Annotated in this window: 18 protein-coding genes; 10 read left to right on the top strand and 8 right to left on the bottom strand. The window is 64.4% G+C overall.

What is annotated here, in order from left to right; genetic code table 11:
* The first annotated feature begins 2 nt into the window (after positions 1 to 2).
* Both BR24_RS12505 and BR24_RS12500 read left to right on the top strand, forming a co-directional pair.
* On the top strand, positions 3 to 845 hold the full coding sequence (locus BR24_RS12505) for a hypothetical protein (RefSeq protein WP_496541816.1): 843 nt from the start codon (positions 3 to 5) through the stop codon (positions 843 to 845).
* Complete coding sequence (locus BR24_RS12500) at positions 817 to 1,242, top strand: PqqD family protein (protein WP_496541815.1); 426 nt, start codon at positions 817 to 819, stop codon at positions 1,240 to 1,242. Before BR24_RS12505 ends, BR24_RS12500 begins: the two co-directional genes overlap by 29 nt.
* On the opposite strand, the gene BR24_RS12495 is transcribed toward BR24_RS12500, so the two are convergent.
* On the bottom strand, positions 1,239 to 1,730 hold the full coding sequence (locus BR24_RS12495) for a hypothetical protein (protein ID WP_496541814.1): 492 nt from the start codon (positions 1,728 to 1,730) through the stop codon (positions 1,239 to 1,241). The genes BR24_RS12500 and BR24_RS12495 overlap by 4 nt on opposite strands.
* A 282-nt stretch (positions 1,731 to 2,012) precedes the next feature.
* Between BR24_RS12495 and BR24_RS12490 the strand changes: the two genes are divergently transcribed.
* From BR24_RS12490 to buk, 8 genes are all read left to right on the top strand, one after another.
* Positions 2,013 to 3,197 carry a hypothetical protein gene (locus BR24_RS12490; RefSeq protein ID WP_496541813.1) on the top strand — a complete coding sequence of 395 codons (1,185 nt, stop codon included), beginning with the start codon at positions 2,013 to 2,015 and terminating at the stop codon, positions 3,195 to 3,197.
* On the top strand, positions 3,197 to 4,525 hold the full coding sequence (locus BR24_RS12485) for a glycerate kinase type-2 family protein (protein ID WP_496541812.1): 1,329 nt from the start codon (positions 3,197 to 3,199) through the stop codon (positions 4,523 to 4,525). The genes BR24_RS12490 and BR24_RS12485 overlap by 1 nt, the downstream gene beginning before the upstream one ends.
* Complete coding sequence (locus BR24_RS12480) at positions 4,522 to 5,703, top strand: THUMP domain-containing class I SAM-dependent RNA methyltransferase (protein ID WP_496541811.1); 1,182 nt, start codon at positions 4,522 to 4,524, stop codon at positions 5,701 to 5,703. The genes BR24_RS12485 and BR24_RS12480 overlap by 4 nt, the downstream gene beginning before the upstream one ends.
* A 60-nt stretch (positions 5,704 to 5,763) precedes the next feature.
* The gene (locus BR24_RS12475; RefSeq protein ID WP_462966709.1) at positions 5,764 to 6,012 is read left to right on the top strand and encodes a hypothetical protein; all 249 of its coding nucleotides are present in this window, start codon (positions 5,764 to 5,766) and stop codon (positions 6,010 to 6,012) included.
* Complete coding sequence (locus BR24_RS12470; protein ID WP_496541810.1) at positions 6,009 to 6,488, top strand: acyl-CoA thioesterase; 480 nt, start codon at positions 6,009 to 6,011, stop codon at positions 6,486 to 6,488. The genes BR24_RS12475 and BR24_RS12470 overlap by 4 nt, the downstream gene beginning before the upstream one ends.
* 534 nt (positions 6,489 to 7,022) lie before the next feature.
* A complete protein-coding gene (gene ilvN, locus BR24_RS12465; protein WP_496541809.1) occupies positions 7,023 to 7,502 on the top strand; it encodes an acetolactate synthase small subunit in 480 nt (159 codons plus the stop codon).
* The gene (locus BR24_RS12460; protein WP_496541808.1) at positions 7,503 to 8,432 is read left to right on the top strand and encodes a phosphate acyltransferase; all 930 of its coding nucleotides are present in this window, start codon (positions 7,503 to 7,505) and stop codon (positions 8,430 to 8,432) included.
* Positions 8,429 to 9,484, top strand: coding sequence for a butyrate kinase (gene buk, locus BR24_RS12455; protein ID WP_496541807.1), 1,056 nt, complete (start codon positions 8,429 to 8,431; stop codon positions 9,482 to 9,484). Before BR24_RS12460 ends, buk begins: the two co-directional genes overlap by 4 nt.
* A gap of 741 nt (positions 9,485 to 10,225) precedes the next feature.
* On the opposite strand, the gene lon is transcribed toward buk, so the two are convergent.
* The 7 genes from lon to uvrA all read right to left on the bottom strand — a co-directional run bounded on the left by lon (position 10,226) and on the right by uvrA (position 19,217).
* Positions 10,226 to 12,775 (bottom strand): endopeptidase La, encoded by a 2,550-nt coding sequence (gene lon / locus BR24_RS12450; RefSeq protein ID WP_496541806.1) that lies wholly within the window; start codon positions 12,773 to 12,775, stop codon positions 10,226 to 10,228.
* Between the two features lie 85 nt (positions 12,776 to 12,860).
* The gene (locus BR24_RS12445) at positions 12,861 to 13,133 is read right to left on the bottom strand and encodes an acylphosphatase (protein ID WP_496541805.1); all 273 of its coding nucleotides are present in this window, start codon (positions 13,131 to 13,133) and stop codon (positions 12,861 to 12,863) included.
* A gap of 1 nt (position 13,134) precedes the next feature.
* Positions 13,135 to 13,815 (bottom strand): RadC family protein, encoded by a 681-nt coding sequence (gene radC, locus BR24_RS12440; RefSeq protein WP_496541804.1) that lies wholly within the window; start codon positions 13,813 to 13,815, stop codon positions 13,135 to 13,137.
* A gap of 36 nt (positions 13,816 to 13,851) precedes the next feature.
* Positions 13,852 to 14,850, bottom strand: coding sequence for a DNA polymerase III subunit delta (locus BR24_RS12435; RefSeq protein ID WP_496541803.1), 999 nt, complete (start codon positions 14,848 to 14,850; stop codon positions 13,852 to 13,854).
* Positions 14,850 to 15,341, bottom strand: a complete 492-nt coding sequence (gene lptE, locus BR24_RS12430; protein ID WP_496541802.1) for an LPS assembly lipoprotein LptE — start codon at positions 15,339 to 15,341, stop codon at positions 14,850 to 14,852. The genes BR24_RS12435 and lptE overlap by 1 nt, the downstream gene beginning before the upstream one ends.
* A gap of 65 nt (positions 15,342 to 15,406) precedes the next feature.
* Positions 15,407 to 16,381: a UDP-glucose 4-epimerase GalE gene (gene galE, locus BR24_RS12425; RefSeq protein ID WP_496541801.1), complete on the bottom strand. Its 975-nt coding sequence runs from the start codon at positions 16,379 to 16,381 to the stop codon at positions 15,407 to 15,409.
* A gap of 67 nt (positions 16,382 to 16,448) precedes the next feature.
* Positions 16,449 to 19,217 (bottom strand): excinuclease ABC subunit UvrA, encoded by a 2,769-nt coding sequence (uvrA, locus tag BR24_RS12420; RefSeq protein ID WP_496541800.1) that lies wholly within the window; start codon positions 19,215 to 19,217, stop codon positions 16,449 to 16,451.
* Positions 19,218 to 19,266 lie beyond the last annotated feature (49 nt).

The following is a 19,266-nucleotide window of genomic DNA, read 5'->3' as shown; positions in this document are numbered from 1 at the left end:
CCATGACGCCCGGTACCATCGCCTGGAACGGCATTTCCTTTCACCCGTGCGGGCTGCCGCTGCGCAGGCTGGACCCGGACTCGGCCGTGCTGGGCGACGGCGTCAATGCGGTGCAGCTGCGCTGGAAACGGTTGTCCGGGCCGTTCCGCCCGGAGCGTCACCTCAAGCGCCTCTTCGGGCGCGGCAACAGACCCGAAATCCACGAAGGCAGTCCTGCCAACGGTTTCCACTGTGTATATTTCCAGACCCCCGCCCTGTGCGGGTCGGTTCTGCATCATCCGGGCAGCGGCATGGTGGTGGAGCTTCAGCACGCCCCCGACGCCCTGCCGGAAGCGCTCGTCCCGTCCATCAAGGATCACAGCGCCGGGGAGACTGTGCCGTGGCGCGCCTTCGACATCGGCGCGAGGCTGCCTGCCCGCTGGCTCTTGCGCTCCAGCGCGTTCAGGCCGGGACACTTCAAGCTGGTGTTCGAGGTGGTGGGCAGGCGGCGTGTGCCGGAGTCTCCGAAAAAAGGGGGCAGGCGGCCTGCCGAGGTCCGGCTTGAACGCTTCGCCCCGGCGGATGCGCTGCTCGGGGGAAAGACCCTTGCCGAATGGGCCGCCGGTATCTGGAAGAAGGAGCCGGTGCCGGACGAGAGCGACGACGACGGCGCCGTGCGCTGGGACCTTCGCCCCTCCCTGCTGCGGCGTATGATGCCGGGGGCGGCTTTCAGGCGCGGCGTGGTGCATCCTTCGTACGGACACAACGCCATTCTGGCGGTGCTGCTGCGCGGCCGGAAGCCCTTTGACGACGATTTTTCAGAGATAGTGGAGAAGTATGGGATTGTTCCGACGGAAGAAGGCTAGAGCGCCCGTCATCAACCGGGAGCAGGCCATGGGCATGGTCCCGGTGCGAAACGACCACGTGTCCGAAGAGCGGGCGGACGGGGCCCTGCGGCTGGTCTACGAGGCCACGGTCAGGCCGTGGTTCGCCGGACCTGCGGAAAAGCTGGGGCTCTGGGACGGCAAGCCCATGACCAAAAGGGTGGAGCTGGACGAGATGGGCCTCTTCGTCTGGAAACGCATTGACGGCCACCACTCGGTGCGAGGCATCGCCACGGAATTTCGCGAGCGGTACGGGGTGTTGCAGGACGAGGCCGAACTCTCGGTGGCCTCGTTCATCAAGATGCTCGGAGAGCGCGGGATCATAGGCGTGCGGCAGGATGACATCGACGACCGCCCGGAGTCCGGGGGGCGCGACTAGCGCAAGCGGACGTCGCCCTCCGCGCCGCGATGAAGATCAACCGAGCGCGGCGGAGCCCATTTCAGGGAGACGTTTTCACTTACGGAGCGGTTGAACGCGAGCCTTCTGGCTTCGACAGAGCGCATTTCAAGGCGGCGGAGCTCAATGCGCCGACGGACTCTGGCCGCGCGGTCCTGCGGCATGTCGTTCTCCGCCAGCATGACGGGCGCCTGTTCGGGGGCGGACTCGGTCTGCTCCCCGGCGAGGAAGTCGCTGACCCCGGCGATCTTGTACTCCACCACCTCCACGGGATTGCGGTCGTTGACAGAGTATTCGTAGCAGTATTCACCCACGGAGAAGGCCGTGGCCGCCACCTGCACCACGGGAACGGACGACACCGCGCCGCCAAGGGACAGCAGAGGCGCAACGGCGGCAACGCATCCGGAAAGCATCATGCACGCGCCGGTCAGCGCAATCAGCCTGAACGCCTTCATCAACCGTTTTCCCATGTCCGTCATCGTCTGAAACGCTCCCCTCGGCGTGATGCCGAAGCCTTATCGGGTTACACCAAACGCGCAAACCATACTACGAAACGCGACTTTTCCGCAAGATTTCCAGCAAAATCCACGACCTGCAGGTTTAGGAGCGTTTGTCAATAAATTGCAATGTGTTATGCGTTTGCGCGTACAGTGCGTGAAAATTGTTTCAAAAAAAGTTGAAGTTCGACTTGAAGTTTTACCGCAAAGCTCTGCTTTACCCTGTCCCGCAATAGGGGTATTCCTGTCAGCGTCATGTCGCTACGTGAATCCTTTCGCGCGTATTCGGCCGCGCCGCTCTTCGTGGCCCTGTTTCTTCCGCTTGTGGCCGGAAGCATCGGAGGCGGTGTCGCGTCCGTGCCGGACGTGCGCGGCGTCATGGACTACGCGTGGCTGGCTCTCGCCGGGTTCGGGATCGTGCTGGCGCTCATCGGGCGTTCCCGTAAACGCGGCAAGGGACCCGGCCGCCTCGAGCTGCCCGGCTTCTCCGTACTGCTGCTCGCCATCCTCGCCGTTGTCCTTTTCCGATACGGGGCGCCGCTGCTCGCCGACCACGCGTGGCTGTGGCCCTATCTTCAGGAGGCGCGGCCCGTTGCGTATCTGCTTTTCGCCGCTGCGTGGGCGCTGACGGCCGGGGTTCCCCGCCGCGAAGCGTTCGTTAAGGCGGGGGGCGTGCTGGCCCTTGCGGTGTGTGTGGACTTCGGCCTGCGCATGTGGTTGCCGGAGGCCGCCTTCCTGTCCGTGGACAGAGAGGTGGTCGCGGCGCTCTTGCTGGTCTGCCTGTGCGCCGGCTTCGGCATGGACGAAAAGGAAATGCCCGTGCTGCGGGGCCTGCTGCTGGCGGGCATCGTGGCAACTCTCTCGCGACCGGCGCTGTTCGCCGCCATGTGGGCGTGGCTCTTTTTCGGCAACGGGCGCTGGCCCTCGCGCCTGCCGTACGCCGCCCTGTGCCTGATGGCCCTGTTCGCCACCGTGGTGTCGCCGCATCCCGTTCTGAGCGGCACCCTGCACTATACCGACTACTGGCTCTGGCTCGAGGGGCTGAAGCTCGTCCTTGCCGACCCCGCCCGCATGATCGCCGGATTCCCGCTGGCCGACCCGCTGCCCACCAGGATTCCGTTCGGCATGGTGGCCCTCTGGGACGGCGGAGGGGATCTCACCGCGTTCGACGGCGTGTTCATCTTTCAGGTGGAGCCCATGTGGCTGCGGACGGCGCTCGCATGGGGACTCGGCGGCCCCGCGGCGCTGATGCTCGGCCTGCTTGCGCTGGTGGCTGCGGCACGCAACCGTTTCGCCGCCGGGCTCGCCACCGCCGTCGCCTGCACTGGGCTGCTGGTGGGGCTGGCGCACAACCCCGTTACCGCCGTGGTGGTCTGGCTGGCCCTGTTCGCCGCCGTGAGGACCGGAACCGATCCAAAATACGACAAACAGGAAGAATGATGCCCGATTCCGATCAGAAAACCCTGCGTGCCATATTGGACGCGGCCCTCGCGGCCGTGGCGCCGGACGGCGCGGTGGAACGAAACGTCAGTCTGAAAGACGGCGTGCTGCGTGCCGCCGGAAAGGAATACGACCTCTCGCAGTACCGCCGCATCCTGCTTCTCGGGGCGGGCAAGGGCGCCGCGCCCATGGCGGCCACAGTGGAGGACCTGCTTGGCCGGCGGCTCGACGAGGGCCTCGTGGTGGTCAAGTATGATCACGCCATGGACCTGACGCGCACCCGCGTACTGGAAGGCGGGCATCCCATGCCTGACGCGCCCGGCGAAGCGGCGGCACGAAGCATCCTCGAGCTGGCGCAGTCCGCCGGACCGCAGGATCTGGTCATCGTGGTGCTCACCGGAGGCGCCAGCGCGCTGACCCCGGCCACCGCCCCCGGCATCGACCTGAGCGATGTGCAGGAGACCACCCGCCTGATGCTCGACTGCGGTGCCACCATCCACGAGATTAACGCGGTCAGGAAGCACCTCTCGGCCTTCGGCGGCGGCATGCTGGCAAAGGCCTGTCACCCCGCCACCGTGCTGGCGTTCATCGTTTCCGACGTTGTCGGCGACGATCTGGACGTCATCGCCTCCGGGCCGGTGACGCCCGATTCCTCCACGTATCAGGGGTGCCTGTCCATCCTTGAAAGCTACGGCATCGCCGCATCCCTGCCCGCACCCGTGGCAAAGCGTCTGCGCGCCGGAGCCGCGGGAGAGCTGCCGGAAACCCCCAAGGAGGGCGACGAAGTCTTCCAGCGCGTGACCACCGCGCTGGTGGCGACCAACCGCATGGCGCTCGACGCCGCCTCCGCAAAAGCCGCCGAGCTCGGCTTTGCCCCGCGCATCCTCACCGACCGCCTGACCGGGGAGGCCCGAGAAGTGGCCGCGTCCCTCATCCGCGAAGCCTGCTCCGCCAGAACTCGCGCCAGAGCGCTGGGGCGCCCCGTCTGCCTCTTGGCGGGCGGCGAAACCACCGTCACCATCAACGGCGAAGGCAAGGGCGGCCGCAATCAGGAGATGGCTCTGGCGGCCACGCTGGAGCTGGGCGACGAGCCCGGCGTCTGCGCCCTGTTCGCCGGCACCGACGGCACCGACGGCCCAACCGACGCCGCCGGCGGCTACGCCCTGCCCGACGGCCTCGCCCGGGCCATGAGCTGCGCCGTGGACCCGCGCGCCTGCCTGCTGAACAACGACTCCTATAATTTCCTCAACGAGACCGGCTGTCTGCTGGTGACGGGCCCTACCCGCACCAACGTGATGGACATCGCCGTTCTGCTGGTACATCCATGAATCTCTTCGACAAAGAATCGACCATTCTCGCCACCTGCCCCAAGGGGCTGCCGCCGCACCTGAACCGCGAGCTGCGCGAACTCGGCTACGGCGAGTCAAAGGAACTCTTCAACGGCGTGCTGGTGAAAGGCACGCTCAAAGACTGCATGCGCCTGAACCTGCATCTGTTCACCGCGCATCGCGTTCTCTGGGAAATGGCGGAAGTCACCGCGCCGGACGCGGACACCCTGTATCAGGCCGTGACCTCCCTGCCGTGGGAGACCGTCATCGGCCCGGACGGGTACATCTCCGTCAGCGCGGGCGTGAAGAACGAAACAGTCAACGACAGCCGCTACGCCGCCGTTCGCGTCAAGGACGCCGTTGCCGACCGCATGCGCCGCAAGACCGGCTCGCGCCCCGATTCCGGGCCGGACAAGTCCCGCACCTGCCTGCACCTGCACTGGCTGGGCGACTCCGCCGTCATCTATCTGGACACCACCGGGGAGCCGCTGCCCAAACGCGGCTATCGCCGCCGCCCGCACAAGGCGCCCATGCAGGAGTCCCTCGCGGCCGCCTGCCTGATGGCCGCCCACTGGCCCGCAAAAAGCGCCGAAGGCAACCACTTCATCGCACCCATGTGCGGCTCGGGCACCCTCGCCATCGAAGCCGCCCTCATGGGCCTGAACCGCGCCCCCGGCGCGCTGCGCGACAACTTCGGTTTCATGCACATCGCCGGGTTCGACCCCGCCCGGTGGAAGGAGCTTCGCAAGCAGGCCTCCGCCCGACGCAAAAAGACCCTCGATGGCCGCATCATCGCCACCGACCGCGATCCCAGAGCCGTGGAGGCCGCTCGGCACAACGCCACGGCCGCCGGGGTGGACCATCTCATCGAATTCGACGTCTGCGACTTTTCGGAGACCGAAGTCCCCGAAGGCGGTCCCGGGCTGGTGATGCTCAATCCCGAGTACGGCATGCGTCTCGGTGACGAAAAGCGCCTTGAGCCCGTCTACGCAGCCATTGGTGACTTCTTCAAGAATCGCTGCGGAGGATACTGGGGCTACATATTCACGGGCAATCTGGCTCTGGGCAAGAAGGTCGGCCTGCGTACCGCAAGACGCATCCCGCTCTTCAACGCTAAAATTGAATGTCGTCTGTTGGAATACGAACTGTACGCCGGAACACGCAAACAACGTACTTGACACTCCGAGATTTTCCCGGTCATCATTTTGTAGCACAATCGGTAGACCGGGAGGATAACCATGAGTCGCAAGGTAAAATCGGTCAGGGTCCCCAAGGAACTGGAAACCCTCGACCTTTCCGGCGTCATCCGCGAGTGCGAAAAGTACCTGCGGGATCTCGAATCCGCCACGCTGCTCAAGCGTGACGGCAACCGCGAGGCAGCCGAAGCCCTCGTGCATACCAGACAGAACGACCTCGGAATCCGAGTCGGCAAGCTCGTCTGGGAAGCACGGGTACGCTACGGCAAGCAGCGCGAGGAGGAACCATGAATCCGAAACCGGCTTCCGAAACCGCCGTCATAACGACCCATCTCGCCCTGCCGCAGGACGCCAACCCGGCAGGCAACGTACACGGCGGCATCATCCTGAAAAACGTGGACATCTGCGGCGGTATCGCAGCCAAGCGACTCAGCCGGAGCAATGTCGTCACGGCCTGCATCGACCGCATGGACTTCAGCGCCCCGGCCTACGTAGGCGAACTGCTCACCTTCAAAGCATGCGTCAACCACGTGGGCCGCACCAGCATGGAAGTGGGCGTGCGTGTCGAAGCCGAAAATCTCAAGACAGGCGACGTCCGACACACCAACACCGCCTACCTCACCTTCGTCGCTCTCGACGAAGACGGAAAACCCACACCCGTACGCCCCCTCGTCCTCGACTCCCCGCAAGCTGAAAGACGCTACAAAGAAGCCGAACTGCGCCGCGAACTGCGGATGAAAGAAAAAAAACTCACCGGACACGGCTGATAAGGCCGATGCCCCCGGTGGGTGTCTCCGAAGGCCCTTTCAGGGAGACCAAAGGGGCGGGCCCCTTTGGAAACCCTGGGTTGCCAGCGGGGGTGCAGCGCACGGTCCCTGCGACCGCACACCCCGCGTCCAAGCTACAACTCCGCTGACGGAGACTGGGGTCCGTGGGTCTTGGCTGAGGGACTCCCTTAGCCAAGTTCAATCCAAAAAAACGTCTCAGCGCAAACACTTCCCCTTATAACCACCGGTAAAGGTTTCTCTTCTCTCGACCAAGTGGCGTGGCGATTGCCGGTCAAAGCATAGAGGTTCTTTTGACCGGTCACGCAGGGCCGGGCAGGGTCTGTCGCCACAGACGGTTTGCCCGGAGCGGCGGCGCGCTCCCGGCAGCGCAGGTCTACCTGCAACGTCTGCGGAAAAGGCGGCCTCCGGCGGACCCTTCGGGCGGCAGGAGGGATTTCGCGGAACTGAAGGTGAAGTCGGTATTTGCCTCCATGGGTAGCGGGTTGTATAAGGGGGAAAATCAGGAGATTGGCAATGAATCATACGATATCGGCGTTGGTGCATAACAGGCCGGGCGTGCTGGCCGAGATGGCTGAACACTTCAAGCGTTCGCAGTTGAACATCCGGTCCATATCTTCGGGCGAGACGGAAAATCCCGAGGTTTCCCGCATGGTCATCTCCGTGGATGCGGAGAATGGCGACGTGGAGCGCATCACGGAGGAGATGAAGAGCATGGACTCGGTTATTCAGGTGGACGACCTGGCTCGCCGGGACTTCGTGGACCGTGAGCTGCTGCTGGCAAAGTTGAATATGGACCGGGAAACCACGCCGCAGCTGATGCAGATTTTCGAGGTTTTCCGGGCGCATGTGGTCGGCATGGGCTCGGACAGCATCACCGTGGAGCTTTCCGGTGATCAGGAGCGTGTAGAAGGGTTCATCAAGATGGTCGCTCCGTTCGGCGTGCGTTCGTTGTGCCGCTCTGGTCGTATTGCGCTCAAGCGTGGGGACGACTAGATGGCGGGTCCTATTCGCAGTTTGAGCGATATTGTCGAGACTGTTCGGGGATACGGCAGCCCGCCTCGCGTGGCGGTGGCCCGCAGCGCCGAAGGGTTCGTGCTGGAAGCGGCGGTTCAGGCTGCCGAAGCAGGGATAGCGCGGCCCATTCTGGTGGGCGACCCGGAGCGGACGCAGGTGGTCGCGGACTCCCTCGGGCTGGACATTTCGGCATTCGAGAGCATTACTGCCCTCACGGACGAGGACGCGGTGCAGACCGCTGTGAGGCTGTTTCGCGAGGGACGCGCCGACCTTATCATGAAAGGGTTGGTGAGCACGGCGACAATCCTCAAGGCGGTGCTGAACAAGGAGACCGGCGTCCCTCCGGCGCAGGGCATCTTGAGTCACGTAACCGTCTTCGAGTCACCGCGCGACGGGCGACTGACGCTTCTGGCGGATGCCGGAGTGAACATCAAGCCCACGCTGCAGCGTAAGATAGATATCCTCAAGAATACGCTGGAGGTGGCGCGGCGGCTCGGTATCAAACGGCCCCGCTGCGCTCTTCTGGCGGCGACCGAGAAGGTCAATTACCCCGCGATGCCCGCCACCATGGAGGCTGACGTCATATCGCGCATGGCGGAGCAGGGGGAGTTCGGCGACGCTCTGGTGGCCGGGCCGCTGTCGCTGGACCTCGCGCTGTCGCCCGCTTCGGCATCCTGCAAGGGCGTGGAAGGCCCTGTTGCCGGATGCGCCGACCTGTTGCTGACGCCGGACATCGAGTCCGGAAACATCCTTTACAAGACGCTGGCCACCCTGTGCGCCATTCCTCTGGCGAGCGTGGTGGTAGGCAGCCGAGTCCCGGTGGTCGTCCCTTCGCGGGCCGACTCGCCGCTATCCAAGTTCAATTCCATGGCCCTTGCCGCCTACCTTGCCCCCACGGAGACGACATGACCGCCATCCTGACAGTGAATCCCGGCTCGACCTCGACGAAGGTCGCGCTTTTTGACGACGAGGCCCTGCGGTTCGACCGCGAAGTGTCGCACCCCAGAGAGGAACTCGACCGCTTCGAGTCCGCAGCCGACCAGATGCCGTTCCGCCTCGGTGCCATACGCGAAGTGCTTCGCGAAGAAAACTGTACCAGCTGGGACGCAGTATGCGGTCGAGGCGGCCTGCTCCGCCCCCTGACCGGCGGACTATACGCCGTCAACGATGCCATGATCAGCGACATGCTCATGGCTCGCTACGGCGAGCATCCGTGCAACCTCGGCGCGCCGCTGGCACGCGAACTGGCCGAAGAACTCGGGGTGCCCGCCTACATCGCGGACCCCGTCGTGACGGACGAAATGGATGATCGCGCTCGACTCACCGGCCTGCCCGGCATCCGCCGCAGGAGCGTCTTTCACGCCCTCAACCAGAAAGGCGCAGTCCGCCGCGTCTGCCGCGAGCTGGGCATGGACCCCGCCGAGGCGAGCCTCATCGTCATCCACATCGGTGGAGGAATCTCGGTCGGCGCACACCGCCGAGGCCGAGTCGCCGACGTTATCAACGCCCTCGACGGAGAAGGCCCCTTCACCCCGGAACGAACCGGCTCACTGCCCACCATCCCTGTACTGGAAACGGTCAAGAAAGGCGCAGACCCGGACGAACTCAAGCAGACCGTCCTGCGAAAAGGCGGCATCTTCGCCCACCTCGGCACCAACGACCTGCGCGAAGTGACCAGAAGAATCGAATCCGACGACGAGCACGCCACCGAAGTCTTCGAGGCCTTCACCTACTCCATGGCCAAATCCGTGCTCTCCCTGCTGCCCGCACTCGCCCCGCTGCTGCCCGACGCCATAGTCGTCACAGGCGGCGCCTCCAAAAGCGAAATGCTCGTACAGTCCCTGCGGGATCTCGTCGAACACGTCGCGCCCGTCTTCGTGATACCCGGAAGCGTCGAAATGGAATCACTCGCCGCAGCCGCATACGAAGGAATGCAGGGCGGTAAAATCAACGAATACTAACTGTTGTGAGTGCCTCCGGCGGGCAGGGGCTCTGCCCCTGCACCCCGGCAAAGGGGCGGCCCCCCTTTGCAATCCCCGGGTTGTCAGCGGGGGCGCAGCGCAGGGGCCATGCGACCGCACGAGCCGCGTTCATGCTGCGACCCCGCTGACGGGAATTTTTGGTTCCGTGCGTCTTGGCTGACGGATTCCGTTGACTAAACTCGGCGTCGAGGAACTCCCTCAGTACAAACACTCCTGATCCTGAACTGCCGAAAAAAAACGAAGGTCGCTTAACTGGCCGAAACCCGCAATGTATGCAAAAAAGCAGTCTCCGGCGGGCCTTTCAGGCGGACCAAAGGGGCGGGCCCCTTTTGCAAACCCTGAGTTGTCAGCGGGGGCGCACCGCACGGTCCATGCGGTTGCACAAGCCGCGCTCATGCTGCAACGCTGCTGACGGGAATTTAGGTTCCGTGATTTTTAGCTGACCAACGCGGCGCTACCTATGTTTACCCTGTCTGTTTTGATCAGCGACCGCCGTCCGTCCTCTCGCCAAGCCGCCTACGCGCTGGGGCTTTCGGAACACCTCATGCGGCTTGGCAGTTCAAAGGTCTTTGGGGAGGGGAGTGGGGGAGTCTGAGGGGGAGAGGGGAACCCCTTTCGCGAAAGGGGTTCCCCTCTCCCCCTCAGTCCACGCTCACAAACAAAGAAAGCCCTCCCGCATGGTTGCGGGAGGGCTTTGCGTTGTCTTGGCTGGCGGCTACGCTATTTGGTCGTGGCTGCGAGGGGCCAGACTTCGTCGACGCGTTCCACGAGTTTGATTGCTATGCGTTTTCTGAGGTCTTCGGGGACGTCGTCGAGGTCTTTGCTGTTCTGTTTGGGGATGAGCACGGTTTTCATGCCTCGGCTCACGGCGGCGAGGATCTTTTCCTTGATGCCGCCGACGGGCAGGACGCGTCCGCGCAGGCTGATTTCGCCGGTCATGGCGGTCTCGGCATTGACTGACTGGCCGGAGAGCGCGGATATGAGTGCGGTGACGAGGGTCACGCCGGCTGAGGGGCCGTCCTTGGGGGTGGCTCCTGCGGGGACGTGGATGTGGATATCCAGGTTTTCCGCGAAGTCCGGGTCGATGCCGTATTCGTCCGCCTTGGCGCGCGCTATGGACAGGGCTGCCTGTGCGGACTCCTTCATGACGTCGCCGAGTTTTCCGGTGAGGGTCAGCTTGCCCTTGCCGGGCATGGTGGAGACTTCGACGTGCAGCATTTCTCCGCCCACCGGGGTCCACGCGAGGCCGGTGGCCACGCCGGGGGGCAGCACGGTTTCGCGCTCGTCGTCGAGGAATCTGGGCGGTCCGAGCAGCTTGTGCAGGGACTGCGGGGTCACCTTGAAGGGGCCTTTTTCGCCTTCGGCCTTGCGGCGGGCCATCTTGCGGCAGATGGTGCCCACTTCGCGTTCGAGGTTACGGAGTCCGGCTTCGCGGGTGTATTCGCGGGCCACGGCGGCGAGCGTCTTGTCGCCTATCTGGAGCTCCTTGTCTTCGAGGCCGTTGTCCTGCGTCTGGCGCGGGACGATGTAGCGCTTGGCGATGGCGACCTTTTCCTGCTCGGTGTAGCCGGGGATGCGGATGACTTCCATGCGGTCCAGCAGGGGGGCCGGGATGGAGTCGAGCATGTTGGCGGTGCAGATGAACATGACCTTGGACAGGTCGAAGGGCACGTTCAGGTAGTGGTCGGTGAAGGAGTAGTTCTGTTCGGGGTCGAGCACTTCCAGCAGCGCGCTGGACGGATCGCCGCGGAAGTCCTTTCCGAGCTTGTCGATTTCGTCGAGCATGACCACGGGGTTGCGAGTGCCGCACTGCTTCACGGCCTGAATGATGCGGCCGGGCATGGCGCCGATGTAAGTGCGGCGATGTCCGCGGATCTCGGCTTCGTCGCGCATGCCGCCGAGGCTCATGCGGTGGAACTTGCGGCCGAGGCTGCGTGCGATGGAGCGTCCGAGCGAGGTCTTGCCCACGCCGGGGGGGCCGACGAAGCAGAGGATCGGGCCCTTCATCTTGGGGTTGAGCTTTCTGACGCTCAGATATTCGAGGATGCGCTCCTTGACCTTTTCGAGGTCGAAGTGGTCCTCGTCGAGGATGGTCTTGGCTTTCTTGATGTCGAGCCGGTCGCGGGAGACCTTCTTCCACGGCAGCTCGGTCATCCAGTCCAGATAGGTGCGGATGACGGTGGCTTCCGAGGATTCGGCGTGCATGGATTCGAGGCGGCCGAGCTGTTTGTAGGCCTCCTTGAGCACGTCGCGGGGCATCCCGGCCTTTTCGATGGCGCGGCGGAGCTGGTCCATCTCCTCGTCCTGCGAGTCGGTGTCGCCCAGTTCACGCTTGATGGCCTTCATCTGCTCGCGCAGGAAGAAGTCGCGCTGCGCCTTGTCCATGCCTTCCTTGGCCATGGACTGAATCTTGTTCTGCATGGAGGCGACTTCCACCTCCTTGACCAGCTGCGAGTTGACCTGCTCGAGGCGTTCGAGCGGGTCTTCGCATTCGAGGATGCCCTGCGCGTCGGGCACCTTCATGCGCAGGTTGGAGGCGATGAGGTCCGCGAGGCGGCCCGGCTCCTGAACGTTGTTGAGCACGCTCATGATGTCTGCCGAGGAGATGCCGCGAAGGGAGAGAATCTTTTCGCTCTGCTCGCGGGAGGAGCGCATGAGCGCTTCCTGCTCGGGGGTGAGCGTGATCTCTTCGGGCTCGAGGATGGGTTCCACTTCCGCGATGTGGTAGGGGTCATCGCTGGTGAACTGTTTGACGCGGGCGCGGGCCAGCCCCTGCACGAGCACCTTGAGGCGCCCGTCAGGCATCTTGAGCATGCGCATGATCATGGCCACGGTGCCTGTGCGGTAGAGATCGTCCGGTCCCGGGTCGTCCACGGACTCGTCCTGCTGGGTGAGGATGAGTATGTAGCGGTTGCCGGACAGGGCGGCGTTCACGGCCTCCACGGACTTCTCCCTGCCCACGAACAGCGGCAGGATCATGTAGTTGAACACCACGATGTCCCGTACCGGCAGCACGGGCAGCGAGGTCGGAATATTCGGATGACCGGATTCGTTTTCTCCGTCGCCGAATACGGGCTTTCCGGGGCCGGAGGCCAGCGCTTCCAGCAGTTCGGGAAGGCTGGAGGAGCCCGGAAAGTCGGCGTTGTCGGAGCCGCCCTGCGAACCGCCCTGCGGGCCACCGGGCCGGATGGGGGCGCGAGTGGCGCCGGTAGGCTTGCGGCGTACGATGCGGCGCGGCTTGATCGGTGTCTTCTTTTTCTTCTTACTCAAAAGGAACACCCTTCCTTCATTGGTTTTTTCGGAGTTACAACCTAAGAACCCAAAACCATTTGGCAAGGGGCTGCGGTGAAAAAAATCAACGCACTACGCGAAATCCGTCCGTGTGACCGTCGGAGTCGCGATACTTTGTCTCCACTTCAGTGACCCGCGCCAGAGGCGGCCCGTCGTGGAGTCTCTCCAGAAATTCGTCCAGTTCGTCGCGGTTGCCGGACGCCTCCAGCTCGACGTTTCCGTCGGCCATGTTGCGCACCCAGCCCGACAGTTTCATTTCGGCGGCGAGGTCGCTGGTCCATGCCCTGAACCAGACACCCTGAACCTTGCCTTTCACGACGGCGTGCATTGTCGGCATGTCAGATCATCCCCTTGTCGCTGAAGCTGAAAAATTGCGTTTCCGACACGATGACATGATCCGCCACCAGCACGTCAAGGGCCGAGGCGGCGCGAACCATCCCGAGGGTCAGCAGCTGGTCGTCCTCCGAGGGGGTCGGGTCGCCGCCGGGGTGGTTGTGCACCAGTATCACCGAGCGGGCCTTGTGCCGCAGGGCCAGCGCCATCACTTCCCTCGGATACGCCTCCACCCGGTCCACGGTGCCGGCTCCCACGCGTTCCCACGCGATCACGCGGTGACGGGTGTCCAGCAGCGCCACCCAGAACTCCTCAGTGCGACAGGCCCCGAACCTTGCCATGGCGGCGCGGGCCACGGCATCCGGGTCGCCCAGCACTTCCCGCGAGCGCATGCCGTCTTCGGCCACGCGGGCCAGCAGTTCGCGCATCAGGTGCCACTGGGCGGTCACGGCGGGGCCTGCTCCGTCGAAACGCTTCAGGTCTTCGGGTTGTGCCTGCATCACCGCGCCGAGGGAGCCGTAAACCTCCATGAGGGTCTTGGCCAGCGGCTTGGTGTCCCTGCGCGGAAGCACCGAGGCCAGCAGCAGCTCCAGTATTTCATAGTCGGCCAAAGCGCGCGGATCGCGGGTCAGCCGCTCCTTCAGCCGCTGCCTGTGTCCGTGGTAGTGCGGTTTGTCCTTGGTCATGATGCTAGCGCGTCGGGCTTCGGGTTCGTATGATTATCATCTCCCGCCGGAACGGGAGCGGAACAAGTCCACGAGGCTGGCGATGAGGATGTCCAGCACCTCCTCCTGACGGCGGAGGCCGGTCTTGACGGAAAATTCCGCGTCCATGGCAAGGTCGATGAGCCGTTTGATCCCGGTCTCGCCCAGCATGTTGCCCTTGGCGGTGAGCTTCTTCTTCACGAAGGGATGGGCCTTGACCGCCTGCTCCTCGCCGTGGGTCAGCATCCACATCTGCCGCGCCTGCGAGGCGAGGTAGCCGATGAGGTTGAACAGCATGCGGTCCTGCGCCCGCTTGAGGTGGTCCTCCAGCACGCGCTTCCAGACATGGGCTTCCGCGCCGGGCTTGCCCAGCGCGTCCATGAGCTCGAAGAACTGCATCTCGCCCGTGGGCGCGACAAGATCCAGATGCTCGCGCCGCACGGTGCGGTCGTCCATGACGGCCAGTTCCAGCTTGTCCAGCTCCAGCCGCACGGCCACGGCGTCCTCGGGCAGCGCCTGCGCCAGCAGGTTCTCCACGCCGGAATCGAAGCGGATCTGGTTCTGCGCAGCCCACGAGCGCACGAAGTCGCGCATGCCGTTGCGGTCCAGTCCCGGCGACTGCCAGACCCAGCCGTTCCTGTCGGCGCGCTTGTATATCTCGCGCTTGGCGAGGTGCGCGGGGACCGGAGCCTTCTTGGTCTTCCACTCGGACTCGAGGCAGAATACGGGCCAGACATCGGTGGACGCGCCGGTGATGGCGTTGCCCAGCTTGTCCCACTGGTCCACCTTGAAGTTGTTGGCGCGCCGCACCACCAGCGCCTTGGGCTGGGAGAACAGGCCCTTGATGGTCAGGTCGGTCCAGAAGGTGTCCGGCAGCGGCACCTCGTCATCGCCCCAGAACACGCGTTTTTCCCACCCGGACACGCCGGACTGGTTCAGCATGTCTTCGATGCGGGACTTGATGAGCTGCGGATCTGGGCAGACCAGGAAAGAATAGGCGGGGCGTTTCATGGACATCAGAAGTTGTTGGCCATGCGGTCCGCGAGGCGGCGGATGCCCAGTTCGGTGACTTTCGCGTCGGCTTCGTCCTCCTCGCCGGTCTGGAAGGGCCAGTCCTGCGAGATGGTGCCGGAGCGCCAGATCACGCTGCCGTCCACCGAGGAGCGGATGATGCCTTCGAACACGAACATGGCGTCGGACTGGAGGGTCTCTTCATCCTCGCCCGTCACCGAGGCGCGGCGGTAATATTTTTCGATCTCGATGGTGATGAGCGCGTCGGCCCGCTCCCCGGAGGCCCATTCGGCAAGGCCGCGCCGGGTCACCTCGTCGCGCAGCAGGGAGCGCACGCGAGGCTCCAGCCATGAAAGCGGGGCCGGGTTTTTCACCTCGGCGATGGCCAGCGTCCGGTACCGTTCGGGCAGCACACTCTTGCCGCGCGAAAAGCCGTAGCCGCATCCCGCCACGGCGAGCAGGGTCAGCAGAAGCAGTGCGTTTCTGAAAAAGTGCATGGATTCTCCCTGAAAATGGCGTTGGCTCCGGTGTAACCCGTATTGCGCGCGGAGTAAAACGGAAGTCAGGCCCAGTCGCGGCGGTGCCAGTTCCAGGCCGAGGCCACCACGGAGCGGACGTCCTCGAAACGGGGATGCCAGCCCAGCACGCGCCCCGCCTTTTCCGGCGAACTGACCAATGCGGGCGCGTCTCCGGCCCGTCGCGGCGCTTCCTGCACCGGCACGTCAAGTCCGGTAACTTCGCGCACCACGTCGATGATCTCGCGCACGGAAAACCCGTTGCCGTTGCCGAGGTTGAACACGTCCGAAGGGTTGCCGTCCGCCAGATGGTCCAGCGCACGGACGTGCGCATCCGCGAGGTCGGCGACGTGGATGTAGTCGCGCAGGCAGGTGCCGTCCGGAGTGGGGTAGTCCGTGCCGAAGACCCTGATGCACTCCCGGCGGCCGGCGGCGGCTTCGAGAATCAAAGGTATCAGGTGCGTTTCCGGGCGGTGGCGTTCTCCCACCTCCGCGTTCGGGTCCGCGCCGGCGGCGTTGAAATAGCGCAGGCAAACGGAGCGCAGGCCGTAGGCCGTGCCGTAGTCCGCGAGCACCTGTTCGATGATGCGCTTGGACCACGCATACGGGGAGATGGGATTCAGCGGATGTTCCTCGGCCAGCCGTTCGGTTTCCGGCTCGCCGTAGACCGAGGCGGAGGACGAAAACACGATGCGCTCCACGCCGTGCCGCACCATGGCGTCCAGCAGCGTGAAGGTGTGCGAGACGTTGTTGCGGTAGTAGATGTCCGGCTTTTCCACGGATTCGCCCACGGCGATGAAGCCGGCGAAGTGCACCACCTCGTCGATGCCGTGCTTCTCGAAAACCCTGTCGAGAAAGACCGAGTCGGCAAGATCGCCCTCTTCAAAGGCTCCCCAGCGCACAAAGTCCCGGTGTCCGGTGGAGAGATTGTCGAGCACCACCACCTTGCGCCCGCGGCGCGCAAGCTCCTTGGCCGTATGCGAACCTATGTATCCGGCGCCGCCGGTGACGAGAGTAGTCATTTCGTCGCAATATCCCACTCGGCCGGGAGATGCAACTTTCCGCGGCAAAGATGGCGGGGCGAAGACGCTAGACCAGAAACTTTCCCGTCACCGAGTCCGGGTTGGCGATGATCTCCTCGGGCGTGCCGGAGGCCACGATGCGGCCGCCGTGCTCCCCGCCGCCGGGGCCGAGGTCCAGTACGTGGTCCGCGCTCATGATCACGTCCGTGTTGTGCTCGATGACGATGACGGTCGCGCCCTTGTCCACCAGCTGATGCAGCACCTTGATGAGCTTGCCCACCTCGTGCATGTGCAGGCCGGTGGTGGGTTCGTCGAGGATGTACAGCGCGCCCGGCAGGCGGCGCTTGCCCAGCTCGCGGCTGATCTTGATGCGTTGCGCCTCGCCGCCGGAAAGCGTGGTGGCGGGCTGGCCGAGGTGCAGATATTCCAGCCCCACCTGCTCCAGCACCGACAGCCGACGCTTGAGCGCGGGATGGTTTTCGAAAAACGCCGAGGCCTGCCGCACGGTCATGTCCAGCACGTCCGCGATGTTCTTCTCCCGGTAGGTGACCTCCAGCGTCTGCGCGTTGTAGCGGCGGCCCTTGCAGGTGTCGCATGTCACGTACACGTCCGGCAGGAAGTGCATCTCGATCTTGAGCTGTCCGTCCCCGCGGCACTTCTCGCAGCGGCCGCCCTTGACGTTGAAGCTGAACCGTCCGGGCTGGTAGCCGCGCTTTCTGGCTTCCTTGGAGCCCGCGAAGATCTTGCGGATCTCGTCGAATATCTTGGTGTAGGTGGCCGGGTTGGAGCGCGGCGTCCTGCCGATGGGCGTCTGGTCGATGGCGATGACTTTTTCCACCTGATCCAGCCCTTCGATGCCGCCGATGCGGCCCGGGTTGTCCGCCCGGTGCCCCTGATACAGCTGAAGATGCTTGTAGAGCGAGTCCACCACCAGCGAGCTCTTGCCGGACCCGGAGACCCCGGTGACGCAGGTGAGCGCGCCCAGAGGGATGTCCACGTCCAGATCCTTGAGGTTGTTGGTGGAGACCTTCTTGAGCCGGATGTTCCCGTCGGGTTTGCGGCGTTCGGTGGGCACCTCGATGCGCAGGTCGCCGCGCAGGTACTTGCCCGTGAGCGAATCCGACTGCAGCAGCCGCTTCGTGTCGCCCTGATAGACGATCTCGCCGCCGAGCATCCCCGAGCCGGGACCGAGCTCGATGACGTGGTCCGCGTGGCGGATGGTGGGCTCGTCGTGCTCCACCACCAGCACGGTGTTGCCGCGCTCCTGCAGCGAACGCAGCGTGTTCAGCAACCGCTCGTTGTCGCGCGGGTGCAGGCCGATGCTCGGCTCGTCGAGCACATAGGTCACGCCCACCAGCCCGGAACCGAGCTGGGACGCCAGCCGGATGCGCTGCGCCTCGCCGCCGGAGAGCGTGGACATGTTGCGGCCGAGGTTGATGTAGTCCAGCCCCACGTTGACCATGAAGCCGAGCCGGTGCGTCAGTTCCTTCATGAGCGGCTCCGCGATGAGGGTGTCGTGCCCCTCGAACTCCAGCGACTCCAGCCACTGCAGCGCCCGGCGGATGCTCATGCTCACGAATTGAAAGATGTTGACCTCGCCCACGCGCACGGCCAGTGCCTCGGGCTTGAGCCTCGCGCCCTCGCAGGCGGGACACGGCCGCGTCTGCCGGAAGCTCGCCAGCCAGTGGTCCCACGCGTCGGCCTGCCGGTAACCGAACTCAAGAATCGGGATGACGCCCTGCCAGCCGGTCTTTTCACTGCCGTAGAACAGCGCGTTCCACGCCTCGTCCGAGAAGTCGGCAAGCGGCGTGTCGGGAGTGAAGCCGTACGTCTTGCCCAGCTTCTTGAGCGCAGGCCCGTACTGTTTCTGCCGATACGGGGATTTCCACGGGATCACGCCGCCTTCGGAAAGCGAAAGCCCCTTGTTTGGCGCCACGAGGTCCGGCTCGAAGTACTCCATGGAGCCGATGCCGTTGCAGGTCCTGCACGCGCCCTGCGGGCTGTTGAACGAGAAAAGCTGCGGGGTCAGGCGCGGAAGGGAAATGCGGCACTCCGGGCAGGTGGAGAGCGTGGACATGGGAACCTCCTCCCCGCCGCGGTCGCCGCCCACGATGGCGATGGTCAGCCGCTCTTCGCCCTGCTTCAGGGCTAGCTCCACCGAATCCGCCAGCCGCTTCTTGATGCCGTCCTTGATGACCAGCCGGTCCACAACCAGCTCCACGGTGTGCCGCTTGTTCTTCTCGAGTTCCGGCACGTCGTCGATCGTGTACACGGTCCCGTCCACGCGAACGCGCACGAACCCTTCCTTGCGCAGCTTGTCGAGCAGGTCCTTGTGCGTGCCCTTCTGGTGTTCCGCCATGGGAGCCAGCAGCATGAATCTGGTGCCTTCGTCGAGGTCGAGGATGGTGTCCACGATCTGGTCCGTGGTCTGTGCCTCGATGGGGCGCCCGCATTCCGGGCAGTGGAATTTGCCCAGCCGCGCGAAGAAGACGCGCAGGAAGTCGTATATTTCGGTGACGGTCCCCACGGTGGAGCGCGGGTTCCGGCTGGTGGTCTGCTGCTCCAGCGAAATGGCGGGGGACAGCCCCTCCACCTTCTCCACCAGCGGCTTGTCCATCTGCGGGAGGAACTGCCTCGCGTACGCCGAGAGGGACTCCACGTAGCGGCGCTGCCCTTCGGCGTAGACGATGTCGAACGCCAACGTCGATTTCCCGGACCCCGAGGGGCCGCAGACCACCACGAGCTTTTCGCGGGGAATGTCGAGGGTCAGGTCCTTGAGATTATGATGCTTCGCGCCTTCAATGTATATGCTTTCGCGTCTGGGATCGGTGTTCATCAGGGCATGATAAGCATTCCTGAGAGAGTGGCAAGGACGGATCCCATGC

Source organism: Pseudodesulfovibrio halophilus DSM 5663, from assembly GCF_059568665.1.
The sequence above is the reverse complement of the archived record's forward strand: the minus strand, read 5'-3'. Positions and strand labels throughout refer to the sequence as shown.